This is a genomic window from Nannocystis sp., from assembly GCF_016714285.1.
In the GTDB taxonomy this organism is placed as follows: domain Bacteria; phylum Myxococcota_A; class Polyangia; order Nannocystales; family Nannocystaceae; genus Nannocystis.
The window spans coordinates 240,047-263,863 of sequence record NZ_JADJNN010000004.1; the positions used below are offsets into that span (position 1 = coordinate 240,047).

The following is a 23,817-nucleotide window of genomic DNA, read 5'->3' on the forward strand; positions in this document are numbered from 1 at the left end:
CTCTCTGCGGCCGCCATCACGGGCGCCGCGCCGCTTCCTGCTGGATCTGATTGCGCTGACTGTTCAGGCGGGAGAGCTCCCCGACCCAGCGCAGGCGCTCCTGGTGGTCCATCGCCATGACCTGCTCGTACGGCCAGTGAAAGTAGTAAGAAAGAAATGCCACCTCCTCGGCCAGCCGATCCGAGGGGTAGCGGGTCATTCCCCCGGGGGCGGGCCCTCCACCTCGAACTCGCCGCTGCAGTGGGGGCAGGCGACCAGCAGGTGCTGGCGGCCGGTGCGATTGATCCGCTGATACATGTCCTGCAGGTACACGAGGTCGCACGCGAACAGCCCCTCGATCGTCTTGGGGTTGATGAACTCGAGCGAGCCCAGGCGGGTGAGCACGCGCGACAGCAGGATGACGACCAGGTAGCCCGGGTTGCTCTGGACCCGCGGGTCCTTGAGCGGGGCGATCTCGTCGAAGGCCGTGGCCATGCGCATCGCGCCCTCGCGGTGCAGCACGCCCTCGCTGTCGCAGTATCCGTGCGGCAGCACGAGCGGGAACTCCAGCGCGCCGCTCACCATTTCGCGACCTCGATGCCCTCGTGCGCCAGCTCGAGCGACTCGATGGCGATGGCGTCGCTGCCGGCGTCGAAGGCGGGGCCGCTCCACTTGACCGGCCAGGCCGCGCGCACGTTCCAGCGCATGCGCTCGGCGCCGGTGTCGTCGAGCAGGATGATGGAGATGGCCCGGCGGTCGACCTTGCCGGAGACCGCCTTCTGCTGCCAGTCCCACAGCGCGTGGTCGGTGCTGAGGCCGCGCTTGAGGGTGATGTTGGACCAGCTCACGAGGCCCGGGATCTTGCGCTTGCTGAGCGTCGGATCGGTGCCCTCGCGGTAGTCGGAGGCCGACTGGGTCCGGTCGAGCCCCGAGCACTCCTTGAAGCCCGTGCCGGTGATGCCGTCCAGCTCGATCGCAAAGTTGTAGCCGGAGAAGGGGTCCTTCCTGTCGATAGCCATGCTTGTCTCCCTGATCAGGTCGTCACGGTGATGCCCTGCGTCGTGTAGCTGATACGCAGGACGATGAAGCTCCGCGGCATGACCGGCGCGACGCCGATCTCCGCACAGACGATGCCGGCAGCCCGCAGCTCGGGCGGGTTGGTCTCCTCGTCGCAGCGCACGTAGTACGCGTCCTGCGGCGTCTGCCCGAAGAAGGCCCCGCGCCGGTACAGCGCGCCGAGCTCGGCGTGCAGCGCCCGCAGGATGCGGGTCCACAGCCCGGTGTCGTTGGGCTCGAAGTTGAATTCGCTGTGCCGCCGCTCGAGCCAGCGGCCGAGCGTGAGCAGCAGGCGACGCACGCCGATGTGGCGGGCCGAGGCCTGCGTGGCCAGCGTGTGCGCGCCCCAGATCCGCAGGCCGCGGCCCGGGAACGGGCAGATGCAGTTGAGCGCCGCGAGCGGGCCGGCCTGGCTGGCCGCGTCGACCCGCAGCTCGAGGTCGACGACCCCGTGCAGCGCCTCGTTGGCCGGCGCCTTGTGGACGCCGCGCTCGGCGTCGGTGGCCGCGAACACCCCGGCGACGTGCCCGCTCGGCGGCACGAAGCTGGCGTCGCCCTGCAGCGCGCGCAGCCACGGGAAGTAGATCGCCCCGTTCTCGCTGCCGGGCGCGCCGACCAGGCGCTCGCTGTGGCGACGCACCGCCTCGAGGTGATCCTCGGGGCGCAGCTGCACGCGCATCGGCGAGTCGAGGATCGCGAAGCGAGCCCGGCGCTGACAGTGCTCGAGCACGCGGCGCTGCTGGGCCGCGAGCAGCAGCTCGCCGCCGGGCACATCGAAGCGGTGGGTGAACGCCAGCTCCGGCGCGATCACCAGGTCGGCGTCCTCGGCCTCGTCGCTGCGCGCCAGCGCCTGGGCCAGCGCGAGGTCCGGGGCCCCGCCGCCGATCGGGACCAGGTGACAGCGCTGGCCGCCGCAGGCGAAGAAGCCGCGCACGGCCGCCAACGCCGGGGCGCTCAGCGAGGCCAGCAGCGCCGGCGGCAGCTGCCCGAGCGAGCCGAGCGCGAGCGGTGCGGGCAACGAGGCCGCGACCAGGATCGCCGGCACGCCGGTGCGGAAGTCGGCGACCGTCTCCGGCCGGACCTCCTCCCGCGACAAGCCGGGCACCCGATACGCGCTCGCTGGCATCGTGCTGCTCCTAGCCGCCGGCCTTCTGCGTCAGGCGGAAGATGACGAACTCCGCCGGCTTGGTCACCGCCACGCCGATCTCGATCACGACCTGGCCGAGCGCACGCAGCTCCGGCGGGTTGTTCTCGGCGTCGCACTTGACCACGAAGGCCTCCTCCTCCGTGGTGCCGAACAGCGCCCCGGACTGCCAGACCGTCGTCAGGAAGGCGCGCACGTTGCGGGTCACGCGGGCCCACAGATCGGGCGTATTGGGCTCGAACACCACCCAGCCGGTGCCCTCCTGCAGCGACTCGCGGAGGAAGGCGAACAGGCGGCGCACGTTGATGTAGACGAAGTCCTTCTGCGCGGCCTGACTCTTGTCGGCCAGCGTGCGCGCGCCCCAGATCTTCACGGTGTTGCCGAAGGGCCGGATCACGTTGATGCCGACCGGATTCAGGCCGTCGTGCAGCTCCTTGCTGACGCGGTAACGGACCCCGAGCGCGCCCCGGATCGCCTCGTTGGCCGGCGCCTTGTGCACCCCGCGGGTCGCGTCGACCCGCGCGAACACCCCGGCGACGTGGCCCGAGGGCGGCGCGTAGGCCCCGTCGCCGCGGACGTCGATCCATGGGAAGTAGTACGCGCCGTAGTCGCTGTTGCGCAGCTTGAGGATGTTGCCGGCCGTCAGATCGCCGGTGATGTCGCGCGGCGCGTCGAGGATCGCCACCCGGTCGCCGAGCTTCTCGGCGTGGGTCAGCAGGCGCTCCTGGATCGCCTTCACCCGCACCGCGTCGTCGCTCAGCAGCGGCGCCGCGACCAGCGAGATCTCGTCGATCGCCGCGAAGGCGGCCAGCGCCGCGTCGATCAGGTCGGGGTCCTTGTCGGCCGGCGCAGCCACCGTGGTGACCCGCGCGACCCAGGCCCGCGAGCCCCCGTTGTTGAAGAAGCCGCGGACCGCGTGCGCGAGCACGTTGGCCTCCGTCACCCCGGCCGCGTCACTGGGCGCCGCGCCGAACTTGCGGGTGAACTCGCTCCAGTTGGTCACGAGCTGCGGGACCCCGGCCGGCGCCACCGTATGCTTGGCACCCGGCGCAGCGTCGGCGCGCTGGGGCATCTCCACGTTGTCGGGCACCACGCCGATGAAGCCCGCGACGCTCGTGCTCACGCCGGCGATCGGCGCCGAGCCCGATGGGACCTCCTCGACGTACACTCCTGGCGACAGATATGCTGGCATGTTCTCCCTCTCACTTGCTGCTGACCTTGACCACAGATTGCTTCGTCAGGGCTCCGCCCTCCTCGACTGGCATCACGTCGAGGGCCACCGTGACTATGAGGTTAAAGGAAGGTCGCGGCTTGCCGCCGAACACCTTCCAGAAGTCCGCGATGCTGCGCACGTGCTCACCGTGCAGCACGCTGGTGCGCACCGGCTTGTCGCTGGCGGCCAGCGCCCCGCGCAGCGCCGACGCCGGCAGCTCGCGGTGCCGCAGCAGGGCCAGCATCGCCGCGCCGAGCAGCCGGTGCTCGTCCTGCTCGGGGCTCGGAACGCCGTCGCGGGCCCACGCCGTGACCAGATAGTGGCAATCCACGCGCACCGCGTTCGGCTTGCGATACGCGGTCTTGTCGGGCCGTAGCTCCCAGTCGGGCCGGCTGCTGCGCAGGTCGTGGTTCTCGCTGAGGGCGTAGAGGAACAGGCTGATCGCGGGCAAGGTCACCGATGGCGGCGGGAAATCGCTGCCCGGCGAAGCGAAGCTGATCGTCGTCTGCTCGCGCAGATCGACCGGCAGTTGCTCGTGCAACAGCGCCTCCAGCGAGCTATCGAGATCGTGCAGCATTCACCACGCATTCACGGACCGCAGCGCCGTGCCGCGGCAACGTATCGCGGCCAAAGAATGCCAGTCAACGCCACGAATGCGCGCACAATGGATCCAGCGCGCGCGCCTGCGGTCGTCTCGACATTGCAGATACAGCGTTACGCTGTAGCGTTTGCGAATCTGCGCCGCACGAGTCTCTGAATCGCGCGAGCTTGGCGCGATTCATCGCGATTCATCGCGCTCCACCGCGAAGGTCACCCTCCCCCGCTGGATCTCACGCGCCCGGGAGACCCGCGAAGTGCGAGGCCTCGACGACCTTGCCGAGCTTCTGAAACTCGCGCCGGGTCGCCGCGACGAGGTGGCGCATCGCCAGCGGCCCGCCCTCCTCGGCCGCGAGGAAGGCCGCCGCGACCGCGATGTTGCGGATGTTGCCGCCCGGCAGCGCGAAGCGGCTGGCGAGCGCCGCGAGGTCGAGGTCGTCGGCCCGCGGCAGCGCCGGCGGCAGCACCCGGCGCCAGATCTGCAGGCGCTCCTGCGCCTCCGGCACCGGGAAGTCGACGATGAACTGCAGCCGCCGCAGGAACGCCTCGTCCATGTTCTTGCGGAAGTTCGAGGCCAGCAGCACGACCCCGTCGTAGCTGTCGAGGCGCTGCAGCAGGTAGCTCGTCTCGATGTTGGCGTGGCGGTCGTGGGCGTCGCGTACCTCGGTGCGCTTGCCGAACAGCGCGTCGGCCTCGTCGAAGAACAGCAGCGCGCTGGCGGCCTCGGCCTCATCGAACAGGCGCGCGAGCTGCTTCTCGGTCTCGCCGATGTACTTGCTGACCACCGAGGCCAGGTCGATCTGATAGCCATCGAGCCCGAGCTGCCCGGCGACCAGACCCGCCGCCAGCGTCTTGCCCGTGCCCGAGGCGCCGGTGAACAGCGCCGTCAGCCCGCGACCGCCGGCCAGGCCGCCGCGAAAGCCCCAGCGCCCCAGCACCAGCTCGCGGTGCTGCGCGTGGCGACACAGCTCGACCAGGATCTGCTTGCGATCGATCGGCAGCACCAGGTCGTCCCACCCGCGCGCGACCACCAGCGGCCGCGCCAGCGAGCCGAGCGCGCGCAGCGAACGACGACGCACCGCGGCGCCGAGCTCGGCCCGCGACAGCCGGCCATCATCACCGCCGTGGCGCCGCGCCGTGGCCACGATCTCGTGGATCGGCCCGGCCGCGAATCCGTAGAGGCCGACCAGCTCGGCCAGCACTTCGTCATCGACGCTGGCCTCGTGACGCGCCAGCGCGGCGCGCCACAATTCGCGGCGCTCACCGAGCTCGGCCCGCTCGACCCGCAGCGCCGTCACGGCAGCGCCCGCGGGCTCCCACGCGCTCGTGCCCGTGTACGCGGCGCGCACCGCCGGCGCGGCGGCCATGCACGCGATCACCTGCAGGCGCCGCGCCTCGTCGAGGCCGTCGAGCTCCTCCCACACGACCACGAGCCCGCCGAGCAGCGCCTCCCGACGCACGCGCCCCAGCTGCGCCGCGAAGCCTGGTAGATCGATCGCCGCGCACGCGACCCGCAGCACGCCGAGGCCGAGGTCGACACAGACCGCCTCGATCGCCGCCGCCCGCCCGCTGCCCGCTGCCCCGTGCAGGTACACGCCGGAGCTCTCGCCCGCGGCCCAGCGCCCGCGCAGCGCCGTCAGCCGCGCGCGCAGCGGCTCGGCGAGCACCAGCTGCGCCAGCCCGATCGCCGCGCCGCCGCGACGGGCCACCGCGCCGAGCTGCGGGTCCAGATCGTCGTCGCCGTGGAGGAACTCGACGACGCGCTCCGCGACCGCGATCGGGCTCGCCAGCGCGGTGCTCCCCGTCTCAGCCTCGATTCGTCGCAGCAGCCCCTCGCGCAGCAGCCGTCCGCCGGCCGCGAGGCTGCGCCGCAGCGCGAGCTGGCCGGCGTCGTCGCGGGCCAGCACCTGCAACGCGAGGCCGGTGCTCACGCGCCGGCGCGTCAGGTCGTCGTGCAGGTAGCCGACGATCCGCTCGAAGCGCGGCCCCAGCTCCGGCGCCAGCGCGAACAGCAGCGCGTCCTGCTCGACCTGCGACAGCGCGAAGCGGCGGACCAGCGTCGCCAGGCGCAGCGACACCCCGGCCGCCTCGCTGTCCGCCACGCGCCCCGCGATCGCCGTCGCTGCCAGGTCGGCCGCCGCCAGCAGGGCCTGCCCCTCGGCATCCGGCGGCTCGCGTCGCAGCGGGCGCGCCAGCTGCCAGTCGATCTCCTCGTCGAGGATCGCCAGCGCAGAGGTCTCGCGTACCGGCAGCGGCGTGCGCCGCAGCTCCAGCACCGCCGCCCGCAGCAGCAGCAGCAGCCGCCCCAGCTCGTCCTCGAGGTGGTCCTGCGAGTCGCGGTACGCGGTCACGCCAGGCGAACGCTACGCCCGCGGACGATGCAGCTGCAAGTCAGGGCCTGCGCGCGTTTCGGCGCAGCCCGCCGAGCATAAACGAGTACAGGAGAATGCCGACGATCGCGAACCCCGACACGCCGAGCAGCCAGCGCGTGAAGTCGCTGTGCGGGCGGCCGCAGACCGTGTACCACTCGCTGCCCGCGGCCGGCAGCGGCTGGGCCTCCGGGCACGCGAAGCTGAAGTCCTCGTCGAAGTCCTCGGCGCACAGGTACTGGTAGCGCGTGAGCCCGGCGATGTCCTTGGCCTCCACGTGACATGCCCCGTAGGTCTGATGCATGCTCGTGTTGACGTGGGTCTCGGGCGCGAACGCGGCCATGATCACGACCAGCGCGGAGAAGTAGATCACCGCGGCCGCGTTGAGCAGGCGGTCGGCCCCAATGCGCGGGAGCGGCTGACGTCGACGCCAGCCGAGGGCCACCACCGCGGCGTAGCCGAGCACCACCACCGCGAGCCCGACCGGCCCCGGGATCCCGCCGTCGATCTGCTGCAGCGCGGTGATCTGGACCAGGAAGGTCAGGGTGCTGAGCCCGCAGACCAGCGCGAGCCCGCGGGCGAAGGTCTTGCCCGAGACCGCCGGGTCGCGGTCGATCGCGCGATTGAGCAGCCACGCGAAGCTCGCCGTGAACATGATGATCCACATCGTGCTGCCGATCGGCGCGCCGAGGATGCGGTTCGAGATCGGCAGGTCGCTGTCGTGCCAGGTCCACCACGAGAACTTGGCCCCGACGATGTCGTAGGGCCCGTAGAACACGCTCGCCGCCAGCCCGGTCAGCGCCGCCCGCGACCACTGCGGCAGGCCCAGGCGCCACACCGACACCGTCGCGTAGTACATGAAGCAGATGTACACGCAGGGGATGTAGAGCGGCAGCCGCGGGGTGATCATGATCGTCGCCTGCGCCTGCCAGAAGTTGTCGACCAGCGGCAGCGCCATGAAGAACATGTCGTTGGCCGTGCCCGCCAGCAGCGCCCCGACCCACGCCAGCAGGTGCCGGCGCCGGCCCTCGCCCTGGCGCCACGCGTGCAGCAGACCGAGCGCCGCGAGGGCGATGAACATGTACTCGCCGATCACGAACGAGGGCTGCGCCGCCCACTTCGTGATCGGGCTGGTGAACGCCTGCCACGGCAGGTGCAGCGCGAGGTCCCAGGGCGCCGCGCCAGCGATCTGCGTCATCGACTCGATCAGCACGACGACACCTCAGTAGCGGATCTGCCGGCCCTTGACGGCGCCATCGATCGACTTGCCCTTGCCGCCGAACACGTCCGCCCCGTAGCGCCGGCCCTCGCGGCGCAGGGTGTCGTGGAAGCGGTCCCAGAAGGTCAGCACCTGGCCGAAATTGCAGTGGAAGTACACGTGGTGGTCGTCGTGAAAGCTGCTCGGACCCTGCCACGGCAGCCGCGACTGCAGCTTCACCCCCGAGTGGTCGATGATGTTGAACACCAGGATGTAGACGAACACGAAGATCGCCGACATGTAGTGCACCGGCACGATCAGCATCGGGATGAAGGTCGCCGCCTGGAAGATGATCAGCTCGACCGGGTGCATCGCCGTGACCACGAAGGGCGTGGTCGCGATGTAGCGGTGGTGCCAGCGGTGGATGTACGTGAACATCACGCGGTTGTGCAGCATCCGATGGGCGTAGTACGCCAGCCCGTCGACCATCACGAACAGCAGCACCGTGCTCAGCAGCGTGTAGGTCCAGCCGTACTCCGCCACATCGAAGTAGATCGGGGTCTCCCAGCCGTGCTGCAGCGCGTAGATAAAGGTGCCCGAGAGCAGGCCGCCGATCGCCAGGTTCAGCGTGCTGAGCCGCATCGCCTGGCGCTGCTGGTCGGGCCGCAGGAAACGCCGCGGCTGGCACTTCCAGGTCTCCGGCTCGTGCCGCCGCAGCACGTAGTAGCGAATGTGATAGTAGCCCGCGACCACCCACAGGATGACGATGCCCCCGAGGATCGACGACAGCACGGTGATGAACCAGGCCGACCAGTCCATATCAACCACCCAGGCGCACCACGGCGCCGCGAGACCCGACGAGATTGCCTGCACGCACGGAGACGCACCGTATCGGCCGCCTCCGCGCGGGTCAACCAGCGGCGAGAAGGCGCGCCGCCCGTGCTCTCGGCCGCGTCGCCGTGCCTCGTCTGGCGCGCGCACGCGAGCCCGCGCCCCGCGTCAGCTCACGCCGTCGTCCGCGGCCTGCCACCGCCACCGCGGCGAAGATCTACGCCGCCGTCATGCAGCCGATCCTCAAGAAGTACCCGCGCACGCGTCACGTCGAGACCTCGCGCTTCCAGCACGGCGACCATGACCTCGAGGCCGTGCCCTTCAAGGACATCCAGGGCCGCTACCTGGTCGTCGAGGAGAAGATGGACGGCGCCAACGCGGGCCTCAGCTTCTCGCCCGACGGGACCCTGCTCCTGCAGTCGCGCGGCCACTACCTCACCGGCGGCCCGCGCGAGCGTCACTTCAATCGCTTCAAGCAGTGGGCCCACAGCCACGCCGAGGATCTCTACCTCGCCCTCGGCGAGCGCCACATCCTCTACGGCGAGTGGCTCTACGCCAAGCACACCTGCTTCTACGATCGCCTCCCGCACCACTTCATGGAATTCGACATCTACGACCGCGAGCAGGACCTCTTCCTCTCGACCGCCCGGCGCCGCCAGATGCTCGCCGGCCTGCCCGTGGTCTCGGTCGCCGTGCTGTGGGAGGGCCGCCCCGCCCGGCTCGCCGAGCTCACCGGCCTCGTCGGCCCCTCGCTGTTCAAGAGCCCGCGCTGGCGCGACGCCCTGATCGAGGCCGGCGCCGCCGCGGGCGTGCCCGCGGCCCAGGTCGTCGCCGAGACCGACCGCGACGACGCGATGGAGGGCCTGTACATCAAGGTCGAGGACGACGAACGCGTCCTCGAGCGCCTCAAGTGGGTCCGCCCCGGCTTCCTCAGCGCCGTCACCGACTCGGGCAGCCACTGGCTCGACCGACCGATCGTCGCCAACCGCCTCGCCGACGACGAGGCCTGAGCTCGCCGCCATGCGCCTGCCCTATCCGTGCCCACCTGTCCCTTCGGACAGCCTCACGATCGCCTGGGACACGCTCGGGCGCGGCGCCTTCGCGCCGTCGATCGCCGAGATGGCCGCCTGCCCGCAGGACCCCGAGCACCACGCCGAGGGCGACGTCTGGACCCACACCCGGATGGTCTGCGAGGCCCTGGTCGCCCTGCCCGCGTGGCAGGCCCTGCCCGCCGACGAGCGCGAGCTGGTGTTCGCCGCCTGCCTGCTGCACGACATCGCCAAGCCCGCGACCACCCGCATCGACGACGACGGACGGATCCGCCAGCCCGGCCACTCGCCCCGCGGCGCGCTCATGGTGCGCGAGCTGCTGTGGCGCATGGCCGTCGCCCCGGCCCTGCGCGAGCAGATCGCCGCGCTCGTGCGCAGCCACCAGGTCCCCTTCTTCCTCATCGAGGAGGCCGACCCGCGGCGCCGCCTCGCCCGCGTCAGCCAGACCACCCGCTGCGACCACCTCGCCCTCGTCACCCGCGCCGACGCCCTCGGCCGGGTCTGCCGCGATCCCCAGCGCCTGCACGACAACATCGACCTCTTCCTCGAGCTGTGCCGCGAGCACGCCTGCCTCGCCCGCCCCTTCGCCTTCGCCAGCGACCACAGCCGCTTCCTCTACTTCCGCAGCGACGACCGCGACCCCGGCTACGCCGCCCACGACGACACCCGCTGCGAGCTGGTCCTGATGTGCGGCCTCCCCGGCGCCGGCAAGGACCACTGGATCGCCCGCAACCTCGACCTCCCCGTCGTCTCGCTCGACGCCCTCCGCGAGCAGCACGAGCACCGCGGCACCGGCGACCAGGGCGTCGTCATCCAGGCCGCGCGCGAGCAGGCCCGCGAGCACCTGCGCCGCGGCCAGTCCTTCGTGTGGAACGCGACCAACCTCAGCCGCGAGATCCGCGGCCGCACGATCGACCTCGCCGCCGCCTACAACGCCCGCGTGCGCGTCGTGTTCATCGACACCGCCTACCAGCGCCTGCTGCGACAGAACCGCGAGCGCCAGGCCGCCGTCCCGCTCGCCGCGATCCAGCGGATGGCCCGGCTGTGGGAGCCCCCGGACCCCTGCGAGGCCCACCGCGTCGACTGGGTCGTCCAGGACTGACGACCACCCACCCAGTCGAGTGGGACTCAGGACTCGACCATCGCCGACTTCCCGCGCCGCATGATCAGGTGCACCAGCCCCGGCATGTGCTGCCCCAACCACGCGCCGAACTTGCCGTGGGCCGTGAAGGTGTACTCGCGCTTGCGGCGATCGATCGCGTCCGCCATCACCCGCGCCGCCGCCTCCGCCGTCCACATCAACTTGAGCGGCCGCTTGTCGCGGCGCGATCCGTCGAAGCGCCCGACGTTGTCGACCTGACCGATCTCCGTCGCCACGAAGCCGGGGTTCAGCAGCGTGCAGCTGACCCCCTCGGCGTACAGCTCCTGCGCCAGCGTCAGCCCGAGCCCCCGCAGCGCGAACTTCGACGCCGTGTACGCCCCGCTGCGCGGCGAGGCCAGCAGCGCCGCCACGCTGCTGACCAGCGCCAGGCGCCCCTTCGTGCGCCGCAGCGCCGGCAGGGCGTGGCGCGCCGTCGACATCGCCCCGAACACGTTGGTGTCGAACTGCCGCCGCAGGTCCGCGTCGCTCAGCTGCTCGAGCTTGCCGATCACTCCAAAGCCCGCGTTGGCGATCGCCACGTCGATGCGACCGAAGTGCGCCAGCACCTCCTCGACCGCCCGCGCCACGTCCTCGTCGCGCGTGACGTCGCAGGCGACCGCGAGCCCGCGGCGCCCGAGCGCCTCGATCTCCTGCACCACCTCCGCCAGGCGATCGACCCGCCGCGCCGACACGGCCACGTCGGCCCCGCGCCGGGCGTACTCGAGGGCGAGCGCCCGGCCCATGCCCGCGCTCGCCCCAGTGATCCACACGACCTCGCCCCGGTGGTGGTGCTGCATCGCCGCCGGGTCTAACACATCCCTCAGAAGGTGTAGAGGAGCACGTCGCCCCAGCCGTTCAAGTGGATCGCCACCTGCCCCTCGTTCATCAGCGCCGTCTTGATCGGCACCAGGTCGAGCTTGCGCTGCTCCATCACGAAGGCGTCGCAGGCGTCGCCGTGCGCGTCGTGGCTGAGGTCGACCCAGATCTGGACCGGGAACGACTCGGCCACCTCGCCGCCCCAGCACAGCCCGATGTCGTGGGTCTCGCAGCCGCCGCCGTAGCTCACGTCCACCACCAGTTCGTCGCCGACGATCACCGCGTTGTCGACCGTGAGCGTGCCGCTGCCGACGCACTCCTGCACGCCGCTTAGCACGCAGGCGTTGCTGCACTCGTCGTCGTCGACCGCGTTGCCGTCGTCGCACTGCTCGCCCGCGTCGACGATCCCGTTGCCGCACTCCGGCGCCGGGCACTCCTGCGTGTCGCAGGCCCAGGTCCCCTCCGGCGTGCAGTCGCAGGCGTTGCAGTCCTCCAGCTTCTGCTGACCCGGCGTGCACTCCCCCGGCACGCAGCCGAGCTTGGTGCAGCTCCAGGTCCCGTCGCCCGCGCACTCGCAGGTGTTGCAGTCCTGCATCTTCACGTCGCCGGGCATGCACTGCGGCTCCTCGCAGCCGATCTCGGTGCACGCCCACTGCCCGCCGCCGCAGGTGCAGGTGTTGCAGCCGTCGGGCGCCGGCTGCATGTCGCCGTCCTTGCACTCCTCCGGCAGATCGCCGCACGCGATCGCCGTGCAGGCCCACTGGCCATCGACGCAGCTGCACGAGTTGCAGGCGTCGTCCGCCGGCTTCTCCTCGCCCTCCTCACAGATCGGCTCCTCGCCGATCTTCTTCGGGCCGAGGTCGCAGGCGGCGAGGCTGAGGCCGACGATCGCGCCGGCGAGGAGGAGGGAGCTGGTGGAGAACAGGGAGATAAGCTTGGTCATGGTGTCGCTCTCAGGTTCTGGCTGGTGTTTGTCCAGCCCGCCCGCGCTCTGTGTCCGCCGCGAAGATTCAATTCGGAGACCTCGCGCACGACCTCCGTGTCAGCCCGTCAGCGCCCCTCGCAGGCCCCGCGGACCCGCTCCGCCAGCAGCGAGCCGGCGTGCGCCGCGAGGAACGCCGCCGCCTCCGCCCTGCCCTCGCCCACCCGCCCCGCGGCGCACAGCGCCGTCACCCGCAGCGCGTCGCGCTCGCGCGCCAGCACCCCGTCCTTGAAGCCCCGCGCGTGCTCGCCGAGCCGCGCCAGCGCAGCCTCCGGATCGCCCGCCGCCAGCGCCGTCTGGGCCCGCTGCAGCAGCGCCGCCTCGGCCGCCAGCGACGAGCTGTCCCCCGGGACAGCCTCCGCCGCGCCCGCGCCCCGCGCTCCCGCGCCGCCCCGCGCCCTGTCCTCCGGGACAGCCTCCGACGACCTGTCCTCCAGGACAGCCTCCGACGACCTGTCCTCCGGGACAGCCACACCCACGCCCGGCCCCGCCACACCTGTCCCTTCAGACAGCCCCGGCGCACCAGCCGCGCCAGCCGCACCTGTCCCTTCAGACAGCCCTGACCCGACCGCCCGCCCGGGCCCCGCCGCGCCGACCTGGGCCGTCCGCTCGCCCGCCGCCCCGCCGTCGTAGCGGGCCGCCTCGCCGCGCGGCGCCTGGGCGATCGCCAGCGCCCCGCGCCCGAGCTCGACCACCGCCAGCGCCAGCCCGGCCGCGATCGCCAGCACGATCGCCGCCCCGCCCCAGCGCCCCCGCGATGAACCTGTCCCTTGCGACATGTCCAAAAGCGCCGGCGCCCGCTCGACGCGGGCCCACACCCGCTCGCGCGCCGCGTCCGGCACGTCGTCGTCGGCCCGCAGCGCGGCCAGGGCGGCCCGCGCCGCCGGCGACAGACCCTCGTCGTGGATGTTGCGGACCTCGTTCATCACAGCACACTCCTTCGCGGGCCCGCCTCACGGTCGGCGAGCGCGCGGCTCAGTTGTTCACGCACCGCTCGCAGCCGGGCGTACGCGGTGTTGAGGTTCATCCCCAGCGTCTCGGCGATCTCGGGCACCTTCAGCCCCTCGAGGTCCGCCAGCTCGAACAACAGGCGGCGATCCTCGTCGAGCCCGGCCAGGAAGCCGCGCACGAACGCCGCCAGCTGCTGCTGCTCGGTCCGCTGCTCCGGGTCCGGCGCCCCGCCCGGCGACGGCGCCACGCTCAACCTGCGCTGGGCCCGGGCCACCCCGCGGCGGTGGTTGCTCGCCACCCCCCGGGCGATGCCGAACAGCCAGGTCGTCAGCGCGGCCCGCCCATCGAACTCAGCGAGCCGCCGGTGCACGACCAGGAAGACATCGTGGACCACGTCCTCGAGCGCCGCGTCCGCGACCCCGAGCCGCCGCAGCACCCGCCACACGAAGCCCACGTGGGCCCGGTACACCTCCGCCAGGCTCATCGCCACGCGCTCGCTCTCGGCGGCACGCGGCGGGGCATCGACGGTCGTGGTGGCGCTCACCGGTCGTGATTGTCCGGCCGCCGCCACTTCTGTGCGCCCCGACATCCGCCCACCATAGCGCGATCACCGGCGCGCGTTCGCCCTGGCCAAACCCCCCGCGATCGGCGAGAAGATCGCCCCGATGCCGCGCCCTCGCCTGCTCGCGCCCCTGCTGGCCCTCCCCCTCGCCTGCAGCACCGGCGGCGAGGCCACCAGCGCCACCACCACGGGCTTCGAGTCCGGCCCCCCCACCTCCGGCGGCCCCGGCCCGGACAGCTTCGGCACCAACAGCTCGACCGAGCTCCCGACCACCGACGACCCCGGCACCAGCACCACCACCACGAACCCCAGCACCAGCGACGCCAACACCACCACGGACGCCAGCACCACCGCCAACACCACCGCCAACACCACCGGCACCCCCGCGGCCTGCGGCGACGGCGTGATCGATCGCGGCGAGTTCTGCGACGACGGCAACCAGAGCGACGACGACGCCTGCCTCGCCGACTGTCACCCCGGCACCGCCCTCCTGGTCCTCGCCGGCCTCGCCAGCAAGCCCGCGCTCGCCCTCCTCTACGACCCCGAGCTCGGCTGGACCAGCGAGCCCACGACCATGGCCCTCGCCAGCGCCGAGCTCGAGGCCACCCCGACCGGCGCGCTCGCGGCGATCCGCCGCACCAGCGCCGTGCCGGCCGAGGACGACGAGCTGTGGTTCTCGCGCTGGAGCCCCGGCGACGCCGCCCTGTTCCCGATGTTCACCAAGGTGGGCGCCTTCGGCATCGCCAGCGACGGCCCGAGCCTCGCCGCCGTCGCCGACACCGTCACCCTCGCCTTCCTCGGCACCGACAACAAGCACTACAGCGCCCTCTTCAGCGGCGACGCCTGGGCCCCCTTCGCCAAGATCCCCGCCGGCAAGCTCGACATCCAGGCCTTCGGTCCCAGCGCCGCCGTCGTCATCCCCGGCCAGGCCGAGACCTACGCCGTCTACACCGGCGACGACGCCCGCATCTACTACAGCAGCAAGCCCGCGCCCGACGCTGCCTGGGTCGCCTCGCAAGCCGCCCCCCCGGCCGGCGTCGTCGGCTCGCCCGTCGGCCTCGTCGATCCGCAAGCCGACCTGCTCGTCGCCTACGTCCGCAAGGCCGACGGCAAGCTCGCCGTGATCAAGCTGCTCACCCCGCAGAACGCCTGGACGAAGGAAGCTCTGGTCCACCCCGACGCCATCACCGGCTCCGCGATCAGCCTCGCCCGCCTCGCCGACGGCCGCCACGCCCTCGCCTGGCGCGGCTTCGACAACGACGGCATCTACCTCGCCCTCGCCGCCGACTTCGACGTCTGGGACGCCCCCCAGACCGTCGAGCTCCCGCCCTCCGCCACCACCCCGCCGCTGCTGGTCCCCGGGGCCACCGGCGCCGACCTCGAGATCCTCTACACCGCCGGCGGCAAGCTCCGCCACGCCCGCCTGCAGGGCGACACCCTCGCGCCGCCCGTCGACGTCCCCGGGGTCAGCGGCGCCGCCACCCTCGCCGCCACCCGCGTCCAGCTCGCCCCCGGCCCCTGATCCCCCCGCTGATCCCACCTGTCCCTGCGGACAGCTAACCTGTCCCCGCAGACAGCTCCCTGCCAAGCGACCCCCGCGCGTGCCCGACCCGCCCGGCCCACCGCGCGCCCTGGTATAAGACCCCTCGCGCATGCCCGACCCGCAGCCTGACCCGCAGCACCCGCACCGCGGCCCAGGTGCCCGCCTCACTGGCTTCACCGGCTTCATCACGGGCTTCATCACGGGCCGCCCCGCGCTCATCGTCGTCCTCGCGCTGCTGCTCGGCGTCCTCGCCTTCCAGGGCGCGCGCCGCCTCGGCATCAACCAGGAGCTGCGCGCCATGCTCCCCGACCACGCCCCCAGCGTGGTCCGCCTCGACGCCGCCGCCGCCCGCCTCGGCAACCAGTCCGACCTCTACGTCACGATCCGCAGCCCCTCGCGCGCCGCCAACATCGCCTTCGGCAGCAAGCTCGCCGCCGCCCTCGAGCAGCGCGACGACATGCGCTACGTCCTGTTCCACCGCGACCCGAGCTTCTTCAAGCAGAACGCCCTCCTCTACGCCAAGCTCGGCGACCTGCTCGAGATCCGCGCCCGCGTCATCGCGGCGATCCAGGCCCGCGTCCGTCGCGAGCTCAGCGCCTTCCCCGAGGACGAGCCCCCGCTCGCCGACACCGAGCTCCACCTCGACGAGACCGAGCTGCGCCGCCGCTACCACCTCGAGGACGAGCCCCCCGCCTACTTCGAGGCCGACGAGGGCCGCGTGCTCGTCGTCCGCGCCCGCCCGACCTACCCCAACACCGACATCGCCCGCGCCCGCGGCCTGTTCGCCGACGTCAACGCGGTCATCGCCGCCACCGACCCCGCCGCCCACCACCCGGCGATGGACGTCCAGATCGACGGCAGCTACGCCCTCCACACCCGCCTCGCCAGCGACCTCCAGCGCGACATCATCAACGGCAGCCTCGTCGCCTTCGCCCTGCTCCTGCTGACCGTCGCCGCCTACTTCCGCGGCCTGCGAGCGGTGCCCCTGGTCCTCACCCCGCTGCTCATCTCCGCCTTCACCGCCCTCGCCTTCGCCGCCGCCGTCTACGGCGAACTGAACCTCGTCAGCGCCTTCATCTTCGCCGTCCAGCTCGGCCTCGGCATCGACTTCGGCACCCACATGCTCGCCCGCCACCGCGACGAGCTCGCCCGCGGCAGCTCGCACCGCCAGGCCATCGCCACCACGATCGCCACCACCGGCGTGTCGACGGCCGGCGGCGCCCTCAGCACCGCCTTCTCCTTCCTCCTGCTCGCGCTCGCCGAGTTCCGCGGCTTCACCCAATTCGGCGTCGTCGCCTTCGTCGGCATCCTCGTCGCCTACCTCGCCGCGATCGTCGTGCTGCCCGCCCTCGTGCTCGTGCTCGACGCCGTGTGGCCATGGAAGGTCCGCAGCAAGCCCCCCGCCGGCAGCTTCAAGCGCAGCGACCCGCGCCCCGTCCCCGCGCTCGCCCTCACCGTGCTCGCCGCCTGCCTCGGCCTCGGCGTCCTCGGGGCCACCCAGACCGCGAAGATCGGCTTCGAGTACGACCTCAACAAGCTCGACGTCCCCGACGACCGCACGGAGGCCGAGCTGGCCCGCACCCGCGAGTTCCGCGGCGCCGTCGGCAAGGTCCAGTCGACCGACCCCACCGTCGTCCTCACCGAGGACCTCGCCCAGACCCGCGAGCTGCACCGCCAACTCCAGGCGATCCACGAGCTCCGCCACGACGAGATCGCCGCCATCACCGGCCTCCCCCAGCTCACGCAGGACGAAGGCCCGCCGCCGCCCAAGCCCGCCCCGAGGCCCGCCCCGCACGTCGCCGACGACGACCCCGACGACCTCGAGTTCGAGGTCGAACCCGACGACCCCCGCTTCATCGAGCTCGCCCGCGTCGCCGACGACCACGCCCAGCTCGCCCCCGAGACCCGCGCCGCCCTCGCGCACTACGCCCCCGAGCGCCTGCGCGAGATGGACGACCTGCTCGCCAGCGTCCTCTCGATCTACACCTTCATCCCCGAGCTGCAGGCCGAGAAGCTCGCGGTCATCCGCGACATCCGCAGCCGCATCGACAAGAAGCGCGGCTCCCTCAGCGACGACGACACCCGCAAGCTCGCCACCTGGGACCGCTACCTCGAGGTCGATCGCCCGGTCGAGGTCGCCGACCTGCCCGCCTGGGTCCGCGTCCAGTTCACCGACATGGACGGCCAGGTCGGCCGCTTCGTCGCCCTCTGGCACGTCGGCCCCACCGCCGACTACGTCCACGCCAAGCGCATCCACGAGGCCTTCGACACCCTGGACACCAGCCGCGGCCCGGTCCCCGCCGTCGCCAACTACTACGTCATCCCCGAGATCGTCGACACCATCGCCGGCGACGGCCCCCTCGTCATCAGCGCCGTGTTCGGCGTCCTCATCCTCACCGCCTTCCTCATGTTCCGCCGCGTCGGCCAGACGCTGTTCGTCCTGCTCACCGTCGTCCTCGCCCTGCTCTGGCTCGCCGGCCTGTTCGTCCTGCTCGGCTGGAAGCTCAACCTCTTCAACCTCATCGCCCTCCCCCTGCTCATCGGCATGGGCCAGGACGACAGCCTCCACATCATCCACCGCTACCGCGAGGAGGGCCCCGGCAGCCTCCGCTTCGTCCTCCGCGAGACCGGCGGCGCCGTGTTCCTCACCACCCTCACCACCGTCATCGGCTTCTCCAGCATGCTCTTCGTCCAGCACCAGGGCCTGCGCTCGCTCGGCTGGACCGCCTGCATCGGCATGACCTTCTGCCTCATCAGCTCGCTGCTGGTCGTCCCCTCCGCCCTGCGCATCAGCGAGTGGCTGACCGCGCGCCGCCGCTGACCCCGAGACTGGCGCCTCAGTTCGCGCACACCAGGAACCAGTCGAACTCCGCCAGCCCGACCCCGTAGCCGCCGATCGACGCGGTCCCGCTCATCAGCTGGTCGTCCTGCGCCATCAGCATCGCCTGGCCGTCGACCGCGGCCTGCAGCCCCGTCCCGTGCACCCGCAACGACAGCGTGTACCAGGCCTGCACATCGACCGCGAACGGCGTGTTGTCCAGCCCCGCCACCTGCCCCCCGACCACCCGGCCAAGCTGCAGGTCCTGCGCCGGATGCATCGTCGCGTAGTAGTAGGAGAACCCGGGCAGCGCCTCGCTGGTCCGCAGCCGCAGCGTCGCAAAGCCCGCCGTCACCCGCACCCGCGTGTACGCCGTGGCGTCGGCCCAGCTCTCCATCGTGCTCGCAAAGGTGCTCTGCCCCTTGTCGGTCCCCGCGGTCACGGTCCCCGACTTCTGGTTCCAGGCCCATGATCCCGAGAGATTGAGCACGCTCGCCGGGTCCTCGGAGAAGTCGGTATAGAACAGCGGCGTACAGCCCGGCACCGGCAGCTCCGGGATGCCACCGCTGGTCCCACCGGTGCTGCCCTCCGCGCCGCCCGTCGTCGCCGTCGTCCCCGCCGTGACCGTCGTGCCCGTCGTGGCCATCACGTCGCTCGTGCTCACCACCTCACCGCTGCTCAGCGTCACCGTCGAGGTCGGCTCCGGCCCGCCGCTCGTCCCGCCCGTCCCCGTCACCACCGGCCCGCCACTGCTCGAGCTGCCCCCCCCGGTGCTCGCGCTCGTGCTGCCCACCGCGCCGACCGTCACGCTCCCCGGATCGACGAAACAGCCGCAAAGCGATCCCAGGAGCCCCAACAAGCGCAGACACAACCGCATCACGCCCCCTCTCGCCACCGACGACGGCCCCGACCACTGCAGTGACTGCCCCGACCACTTCACCGCCTACTGCGCCTTCGCCGGCTTCTTCGCCTTCTTCGTCTTCTTGCCCTTCGCCCCGCTCGCCGGCGTGGTCGTCGGCGCCGCGTCCTCGACCACCGTCGGGTCGGTCGTGAACAGCCGCAGCGCCGCCTCGCGCAGCTGGTCGTTCGACCCGGGCGCCGCGGCCGTCTGCGCGACGAAGCCGAGCCACGCCTGCCGCGTCAACTTCTGCTCGTAGCTGACACTCGCCAGCGAGCTGACCTTGTACTGCGTCACCGCGGCCGTCACCGGCACCACCGTCTTCGTCAACATTCGCGGCCCGCGCAGCAGCGTGAAGGTGTGCTTGCTGCCCCCGGCCATCGCCTTGATCTGCTTCGGCGCGTCCCTGGCCGTGACCTTGAGCCCGTCGATCGCCACCAGCACGTCGCCGTTGCTGAGCCCCGCCTTCTCCGCCGGCCCGTCCGCGCGCACCAGGTCGAGCACCGCCGCGAGGTCCCCCGGCCGCTCCGTGATCGTCGCCTCGATGTCCCCCCCGGACTCGCCCTGCGACTGCTCGACGCGGTAGCCCGCCAGCCCGAGGTGGCGGTTGTAGTCGATCTCGTCGAAGCCGTGCACGTAGCGGCGAAACAGGTCCGAGATCTCGGTGCCCGCCGCCCCGCCCTGCGACACGAAGATCTGCTCGAGCTCCGCCGGCCCGAGCCCCGTGCCGAGCCGCAGGTGCCGCGCCCACAGCTCGCGCATCACCGTGTCGACGCTGCGCTGCCCGCCAGAGATTCGCCGGATCTCGAGGTCCAGCACCGCCGCGATCAGCATGCCCTTCCCGTAGTAGTCGACGTAGCTGTTGCCCGCGTCCTCCGGCTTCAGCCAGGTCTCCCAGCTGGCCTGCTCGACCGTCATCGTCTTGCGCCCCGGCGACTCCTGCAGCTTGCGGATCGTCTCCGCCAGGTAGCTCAGCGCGTCCGCCTCGTCGCTGAGCCCCGCCCGCGCCAGCAGCACCCAGCCGTAGTAGCGGGTGAAGCCCTCCGAGAACCACAGCATGCTCGTGTGGACCTCGCGCTCGTACGCGAAGGGCCCCAGCACCGTCGGCCGGATCCGCTTCACGTTCCACGCGTGGAACAGCTCGTGCGCCGACAGCCGCAGCAGGCTCCGGTAGCCCTCCGGCTCGCTGAACACGAACGGCTCCGCCCCGATCACCGTCGAGTTCAGGTGCTCGAGCCCAGCGCGGTTGCCCGGGCGCAGGTGGTAGATGAACGTGTAGTCGTCGAAGGGCACCGCGTCGGGCCCGTCGCCGAACACCGCGAAGGTCGCCTGGGCGATCTTCGTCAGGTCGGCGATGATCTTCTTCTCGCTGTAGTTCCCGATCCCCGCCATCGCCACGCGAAACTTGGTCTTGCCGACCGCGAACGGGATCAGGTCCACCTTGCCCGCGTGCACCGGCGAGTCCACCAGCACGTCGTAGTTGGCCGCCCGGTAGCTCTTGCTGGACCCCGACCGCGGCAGCGCCGTGATCACCTGCGCCCCCTGCCCCGGCGCGTCCTCGATCTTCAGATCGATCGGCCGGTCCTTGTGCCCGACCGCGTACAGGAACAGATACACCCCGTTCCAGAACCCGAACTCGTCGTCCAGGTAGGCCCCCGCGATGCCGTTGTAGCTCCCGCGGTACACCCGGTACTTCACGCGGAACGGCTGCCCCGCGTGGCTCACCCGCCACGTGATCTCGTCGACCTTCACCACCGGCACCGGCTTGCCCGCCGGCGTCTCGACCACCACCCCACGCAGGTTGCGGTGCGCCTCCGTCAGCCGATACGCCCCCGGGTTCCACTTCGGCAGCTGCAGGTCGACGCTGTTCCCCGGGATGTCCGAGAAGCCCAGCTCAAGCGCAAACTCGTGGCGCTCCGGGTCGTCCATCGCCACCCGGTACTGGAACGCCGCCGCCTTGCTCGCCGGCGCAGTCGCAGGCCCAGTCGCAGGCCCAGCTGCAGGCGCCCCGCCGGCCACCTGCGCCTGCGCCGGCACCGGCGCCCCGAGCAACGCCGCCACCAACCAGACACAACGCTTCCAGGCCTTGGGCTGCATATCGCGGCCAGCATACCGGAAGCCTCGCACCCCCGTGTAGCGCCCCGCAGCCGCTGGCCTGGAGCCCACGAAGCCCCGCGAGCTCCCCACGCCGCCAGCATCGCCAGCGCGTGAGCCGTCGCGCCAGTCCGCGACCGCTCGCCACACCGACTGCTGATAAGCTCGCCCGCCCCGTGGCCCCGCCCCCGACACCGCCCCCGAACGGCCACCACGGCGCCACCACGACCGGCCCCACCACCGAGCTCGCCACCAGCCACGGCGCCACCACCGGCCTCACCCGCCTCGGCGCCGCAGCCCCCCTCGCCGCCCTCGCCACCCTCGTCGCCCTCGCCATCACAGTCCCGGGCTACCGCGCCCACGGCCTGTGGTCGACCGGCGAGATCAGCGTGCTCCAGCGCGCCCAGGCCGCCCTCGGCGCAGCTCTCGGCGGCCTCGAGCGCGCCCCGATCCTCCCCGACGCCCTGCGGACGCAGGCCCTCGCCCTCACCGGCGACCCCGCCGCGATCCGCCTCCCGGGTGCCCTCGCCGCCGCCCTCCTGGTCGGCCTCGCCGTCCTGCTCGCCCGCCGCCTCGGCGCCGCACCCCGCTTCGCCCTCCTCGCCGGCGGCTTCGCCCTCGCCTTCCCCGTGCTCCAGAGCCAGGCCCGCCTCGCCCTCGGCAACCCGATCGGCGAGCTCGCAGCCACCACGGCCGCCCTCCTCGGCGCCGCCGCCCTCACCAGCCCCCGCCGCAGCACCGCCCTCGCCCTCGCCCTCGCCACCCTCGCCACCCTCGCCCTCGCCCTCCTCAGCGCCGGCCTGCTCCTCGGCGTCCTCCTCCCGCTCCTCGCCATCGCCCTCGCCTGGCCCCGCCGCCCGAGCCCGCCCGACCTGTCCCAAGCGCCAGCCAACCTGTCCCAACAGCCAGCCTCCACCGACCTGTCCAAACAGCCAACCGACCTGTCCCAAGCGCCAGCCAACCTGTCCCAACAGCCAGCCGACCTGTCCCAAGCGCCAGCCCTCGTTCAGCACCCGCCACGCTGGCTCGCCGCCCTGCTCGCCGCCGCGATCCTCGGCGTCGTCGGCCTGCTCCTCGCCCTCGCCTACCACCAGGGCGACGGCTGGATCCCCGCCCTCGCCGCCGCCCGCGACCTCCCGCTGGCCGCGCGCCCCTACTACCGCGACTTCGCGGCCAGCCTGCAGGAGCTCAGCAACCAGCTGTTCCCCTGGCTGCCCTTGCTCGTCGTCGGCCTGCTCCACCCCGGTCGCGCCCGCTGGCCGGCGCTGTGGCTGCTCGCCGGCCTCGTCCTCGTCAGCGCCTGGTCGCTGCGCTACGGCCCGACCCCGCTCCCGCTCATCGTCCCCGCCGCCCTCGTCTGCGCCGCCGCCGTCGAGCACCTCCTCGCCCCCAGCACGTCCACCGCCACCCGCCGCCTCGGCCTCGCCCTCGCCCTCGCCGGCGGCCTCATCCTCGCCAAGGACGCCCGCCGCACCCCCGGATCGATCGGCGCCGTCCTCGTCCACACCCAGAGCGAGCACAACTACCCCGCCAAAGAGCTCGCCGCCCCCGACCTCCTCGCCCAGCTCGCCCAGCTCGCCGCCCTCGCCGTCCTCCTCGCCGTCCTGACCCGCCGCCCGGTCCCACCATCAGGCGCGCAGACCCGCCTCCAGCGCCTCCAGGCCCGCCTCCCGCCCTGGCTCCCCGTCGCCCTCCTGCTCGCCACCCTCGCCCACCAGGCCCTGCGCTACGGCCACAGCCTGCTGCCCCGCACCTCCGAGCTGCTCTCGCTCCACCGCCCGCTCACCCGCTACGCCGCCTGGCGCGACGCCGGCGCGCTCATCAGCCCGCTCGCGATCCACCGCATCAGCGACCCCGGCGTCGCCCTCTACGGCCCACCCGCCGCCGGACGCAGCGCCCTCGCCTCCCGCGACAGCATACTCACCTGGCTCAAGGGACAGGCGCCCGCCGCCGCCCTGGTCCGCCGCAGCGAGCTCGCCTCGCTCCACGAGCAGGCCCGCGCCGACGGCTGGCCGCTGTACGTCCTCGACGCCAGCAACCGCGACATCGTCCTCCTCGCCAACACCCTCCCGCCCGGCGCCGTCGACGCCAACCCGATCCTCCGCGTCCTCCGCGACGCGCCGCCCGAGCTCGCCCACAGCACCCTGGTCCGCTTCGAAGACTTCGTCGAGGTCCTCGGCTGGCAGTGGCACGAGCCGATCGTCCGCGGCCGCGAGACCACCCTCGAGGTCGCCCTCCACGTCCTCAAGCCACTGATCGCCGGCAGCAAGCTCTACTTCCGCCTCCAGCAGGGCCGCCTCTCACGCATCAACCCCATGCCCCACGAGCTCGCCGAGGGCCTCTACCCCGCGCAGCACTGGCGCGCCGGCGACTACATCCTCCACCGCTTCACCGTCGCCGTGCCCATGCTCGAGGTCCTCCCCGGCGCCCACGAGGTCGTGCTCGGCCTGCGCCGCAGCGAGTCGAGCAACTACAAGATCTCGTTCCCCACCACCGACGACCCCGAGCTCGCCGTCCACTTCCCGGGCAGCAACCACGAGTTCGCCGAGCTCGGCCCCGTCACGGTGTGGTGAGTC

At 72.3% G+C, this 23,817-nt stretch carries 20 protein-coding genes; 5 read left to right on the top strand and 15 right to left on the bottom strand.

What is annotated here, in order from left to right; genetic code table 11:
* Positions 1-16: 16 nt before the first annotated feature.
* The 9 genes from IPJ59_RS11975 to IPJ59_RS12015 form a co-directional block, all read right to left on the bottom strand.
* On the bottom strand, positions 17-199 hold the full coding sequence (locus tag IPJ59_RS11975; protein ID WP_366524581.1) for a DUF6760 family protein: 183 nt from the start codon (positions 197-199) through the stop codon (positions 17-19).
* Positions 196-564, bottom strand: coding sequence for a phage tail assembly protein (locus IPJ59_RS11980; RefSeq protein ID WP_463673355.1), 369 nt, complete (start codon positions 562-564; stop codon positions 196-198). Before IPJ59_RS11980 ends, IPJ59_RS11975 begins: the two co-directional genes overlap by 4 nt.
* Positions 558-998 carry a phage tail protein gene (locus IPJ59_RS11985; RefSeq protein WP_293255836.1) on the bottom strand — a complete coding sequence of 147 codons (441 nt, stop codon included), beginning with the start codon at positions 996-998 and terminating at the stop codon, positions 558-560. Before IPJ59_RS11985 ends, IPJ59_RS11980 begins: the two co-directional genes overlap by 7 nt.
* 14 nt (positions 999-1,012) lie before the next feature.
* Positions 1,013-2,161 (bottom strand): phage tail sheath family protein, encoded by a 1,149-nt coding sequence (locus tag IPJ59_RS11990; protein WP_293255833.1) that lies wholly within the window; start codon positions 2,159-2,161, stop codon positions 1,013-1,015.
* Between the two features lie 10 nt (positions 2,162-2,171).
* Positions 2,172-3,371, bottom strand: coding sequence for a phage tail sheath family protein (locus IPJ59_RS11995; protein ID WP_293255830.1), 1,200 nt, complete (start codon positions 3,369-3,371; stop codon positions 2,172-2,174).
* Positions 3,372-3,381: 10 nt separating this feature from the next.
* Positions 3,382-3,969, bottom strand: a complete 588-nt coding sequence (locus IPJ59_RS12000; RefSeq protein WP_293255826.1) for a Pvc16 family protein — start codon at positions 3,967-3,969, stop codon at positions 3,382-3,384.
* Between the two features lie 253 nt (positions 3,970-4,222).
* Entirely contained in the window at positions 4,223-6,340 is a 2,118-nt protein-coding gene (locus tag IPJ59_RS12005; protein ID WP_293255822.1) for an AAA family ATPase, read from the bottom strand.
* A gap of 40 nt (positions 6,341-6,380) precedes the next feature.
* On the bottom strand, positions 6,381-7,571 hold the full coding sequence (locus IPJ59_RS12010) for a DUF7802 domain-containing protein (RefSeq protein ID WP_293271644.1): 1,191 nt from the start codon (positions 7,569-7,571) through the stop codon (positions 6,381-6,383).
* 9 nt (positions 7,572-7,580) lie between these two features.
* Positions 7,581-8,375, bottom strand: a complete 795-nt coding sequence (locus tag IPJ59_RS12015) for a sterol desaturase family protein (RefSeq protein WP_293271646.1) — start codon at positions 8,373-8,375, stop codon at positions 7,581-7,583.
* Between the two features lie 242 nt (positions 8,376-8,617).
* Here IPJ59_RS12015 and IPJ59_RS12020 point away from each other — a divergent pair, with 242 nt between their 5' ends.
* Positions 8,618-9,397: an RNA ligase family protein gene (locus IPJ59_RS12020; protein ID WP_293255813.1), complete on the top strand. Its 780-nt coding sequence runs from the start codon at positions 8,618-8,620 to the stop codon at positions 9,395-9,397.
* 10 nt (positions 9,398-9,407) lie between these two features.
* Entirely contained in the window at positions 9,408-10,538 is a 1,131-nt protein-coding gene (locus IPJ59_RS12025) for an AAA family ATPase (protein WP_293271648.1), read from the top strand.
* A gap of 26 nt (positions 10,539-10,564) precedes the next feature.
* On the opposite strand, the gene IPJ59_RS12030 is transcribed toward IPJ59_RS12025, so the two are convergent.
* From IPJ59_RS12030 to IPJ59_RS12045, 4 genes are all read right to left on the bottom strand, one after another.
* Positions 10,565-11,374, bottom strand: coding sequence for an SDR family NAD(P)-dependent oxidoreductase (locus IPJ59_RS12030; protein ID WP_293271650.1), 810 nt, complete (start codon positions 11,372-11,374; stop codon positions 10,565-10,567).
* Positions 11,375-11,397: 23 nt separating this feature from the next.
* A complete protein-coding gene (locus IPJ59_RS12035) occupies positions 11,398-12,336 on the bottom strand; it encodes a DUF4215 domain-containing protein (protein WP_293271651.1) in 939 nt (312 codons plus the stop codon).
* A 107-nt stretch (positions 12,337-12,443) separates the two neighbouring features.
* Positions 12,444-13,301: a hypothetical protein gene (locus IPJ59_RS12040; RefSeq protein WP_293271653.1), complete on the bottom strand. Its 858-nt coding sequence runs from the start codon at positions 13,299-13,301 to the stop codon at positions 12,444-12,446.
* Positions 13,301-13,870 carry an RNA polymerase sigma factor gene (locus tag IPJ59_RS12045; protein ID WP_293271655.1) on the bottom strand — a complete coding sequence of 190 codons (570 nt, stop codon included), beginning with the start codon at positions 13,868-13,870 and terminating at the stop codon, positions 13,301-13,303. Before IPJ59_RS12045 ends, IPJ59_RS12040 begins: the two co-directional genes overlap by 1 nt.
* Before the next feature lie 121 nt (positions 13,871-13,991).
* Here IPJ59_RS12045 and IPJ59_RS12050 point away from each other — a divergent pair, with 121 nt between their 5' ends.
* Positions 13,992-15,410 (top strand): hypothetical protein, encoded by a 1,419-nt coding sequence (locus tag IPJ59_RS12050; protein WP_293271657.1) that lies wholly within the window; start codon positions 13,992-13,994, stop codon positions 15,408-15,410.
* Positions 15,411-15,540: 130 nt separating this feature from the next.
* Positions 15,541-18,252, top strand: a complete 2,712-nt coding sequence (locus IPJ59_RS12055; protein ID WP_293271659.1) for an MMPL family transporter — start codon at positions 15,541-15,543, stop codon at positions 18,250-18,252.
* 16 nt (positions 18,253-18,268) lie between these two features.
* Here IPJ59_RS12055 and IPJ59_RS12060 read toward each other — a convergent pair whose 3' ends face one another.
* On the bottom strand, positions 18,269-19,042 hold the full coding sequence (locus IPJ59_RS12060) for a hypothetical protein (protein WP_293271661.1): 774 nt from the start codon (positions 19,040-19,042) through the stop codon (positions 18,269-18,271).
* A gap of 150 nt (positions 19,043-19,192) precedes the next feature.
* Positions 19,193-21,244, bottom strand: coding sequence for a M61 family metallopeptidase (locus tag IPJ59_RS12065; RefSeq protein ID WP_293271663.1), 2,052 nt, complete (start codon positions 21,242-21,244; stop codon positions 19,193-19,195).
* Between the two features lie 173 nt (positions 21,245-21,417).
* Here IPJ59_RS12065 and IPJ59_RS12070 point away from each other — a divergent pair, with 173 nt between their 5' ends.
* Positions 21,418-23,814 carry a hypothetical protein gene (locus IPJ59_RS12070; protein ID WP_293271665.1) on the top strand — a complete coding sequence of 799 codons (2,397 nt, stop codon included), beginning with the start codon at positions 21,418-21,420 and terminating at the stop codon, positions 23,812-23,814.
* Positions 23,815-23,817: the final 3 nt, after the last annotated feature.

What these genes read in the sequence shown, in the direction of transcription:
- IPJ59_RS11980 (WP_463673355.1), bottom strand. Translation starts at nt 564, where the DNA reads ATGGTGAGCGGCGCGCTGGAGTTCCCGCTCGTGCTGCCGCACGGATAC.
- IPJ59_RS12040 (WP_293271653.1), bottom strand. Translation starts at nt 13,301, where the DNA reads ATGAACGAGGTCCGCAACATCCACGACGAGGGTCTGTCGCCGGCGGCG.
- IPJ59_RS11975 (WP_366524581.1), bottom strand. Translation starts at nt 199, where the DNA reads ATGACCCGCTACCCCTCGGATCGGCTGGCCGAGGAGGTGGCATTTCTT.
- IPJ59_RS12020 (WP_293255813.1), top strand. Translation starts at nt 8,618, where the DNA reads ATGCAGCCGATCCTCAAGAAGTACCCGCGCACGCGTCACGTCGAGACC.
- IPJ59_RS12055 (WP_293271659.1), top strand. Translation starts at nt 15,541, where the DNA reads ATGCCCGACCCGCAGCCTGACCCGCAGCACCCGCACCGCGGCCCAGGT.
- IPJ59_RS11995 (WP_293255830.1), bottom strand. Translation starts at nt 3,371, where the DNA reads ATGCCAGCATATCTGTCGCCAGGAGTGTACGTCGAGGAGGTCCCATCG.
- IPJ59_RS11990 (WP_293255833.1), bottom strand. Translation starts at nt 2,161, where the DNA reads ATGCCAGCGAGCGCGTATCGGGTGCCCGGCTTGTCGCGGGAGGAGGTC.
- IPJ59_RS12015 (WP_293271646.1), bottom strand. Translation starts at nt 8,375, where the DNA reads ATGGACTGGTCGGCCTGGTTCATCACCGTGCTGTCGTCGATCCTCGGG.
- IPJ59_RS11985 (WP_293255836.1), bottom strand. Translation starts at nt 998, where the DNA reads ATGGCTATCGACAGGAAGGACCCCTTCTCCGGCTACAACTTTGCGATC.
- IPJ59_RS12035 (WP_293271651.1), bottom strand. Translation starts at nt 12,336, where the DNA reads ATGACCAAGCTTATCTCCCTGTTCTCCACCAGCTCCCTCCTCCTCGCC.
- IPJ59_RS12025 (WP_293271648.1), top strand. Translation starts at nt 9,408, where the DNA reads ATGCGCCTGCCCTATCCGTGCCCACCTGTCCCTTCGGACAGCCTCACG.
- IPJ59_RS12065 (WP_293271663.1), bottom strand. Translation starts at nt 21,244, where the DNA reads ATGCAGCCCAAGGCCTGGAAGCGTTGTGTCTGGTTGGTGGCGGCGTTG.
- IPJ59_RS12050 (WP_293271657.1), top strand. Translation starts at nt 13,992, where the DNA reads ATGCCGCGCCCTCGCCTGCTCGCGCCCCTGCTGGCCCTCCCCCTCGCC.
- IPJ59_RS12030 (WP_293271650.1), bottom strand. Translation starts at nt 11,374, where the DNA reads ATGCAGCACCACCACCGGGGCGAGGTCGTGTGGATCACTGGGGCGAGC.
- IPJ59_RS12000 (WP_293255826.1), bottom strand. Translation starts at nt 3,969, where the DNA reads ATGCTGCACGATCTCGATAGCTCGCTGGAGGCGCTGTTGCACGAGCAA.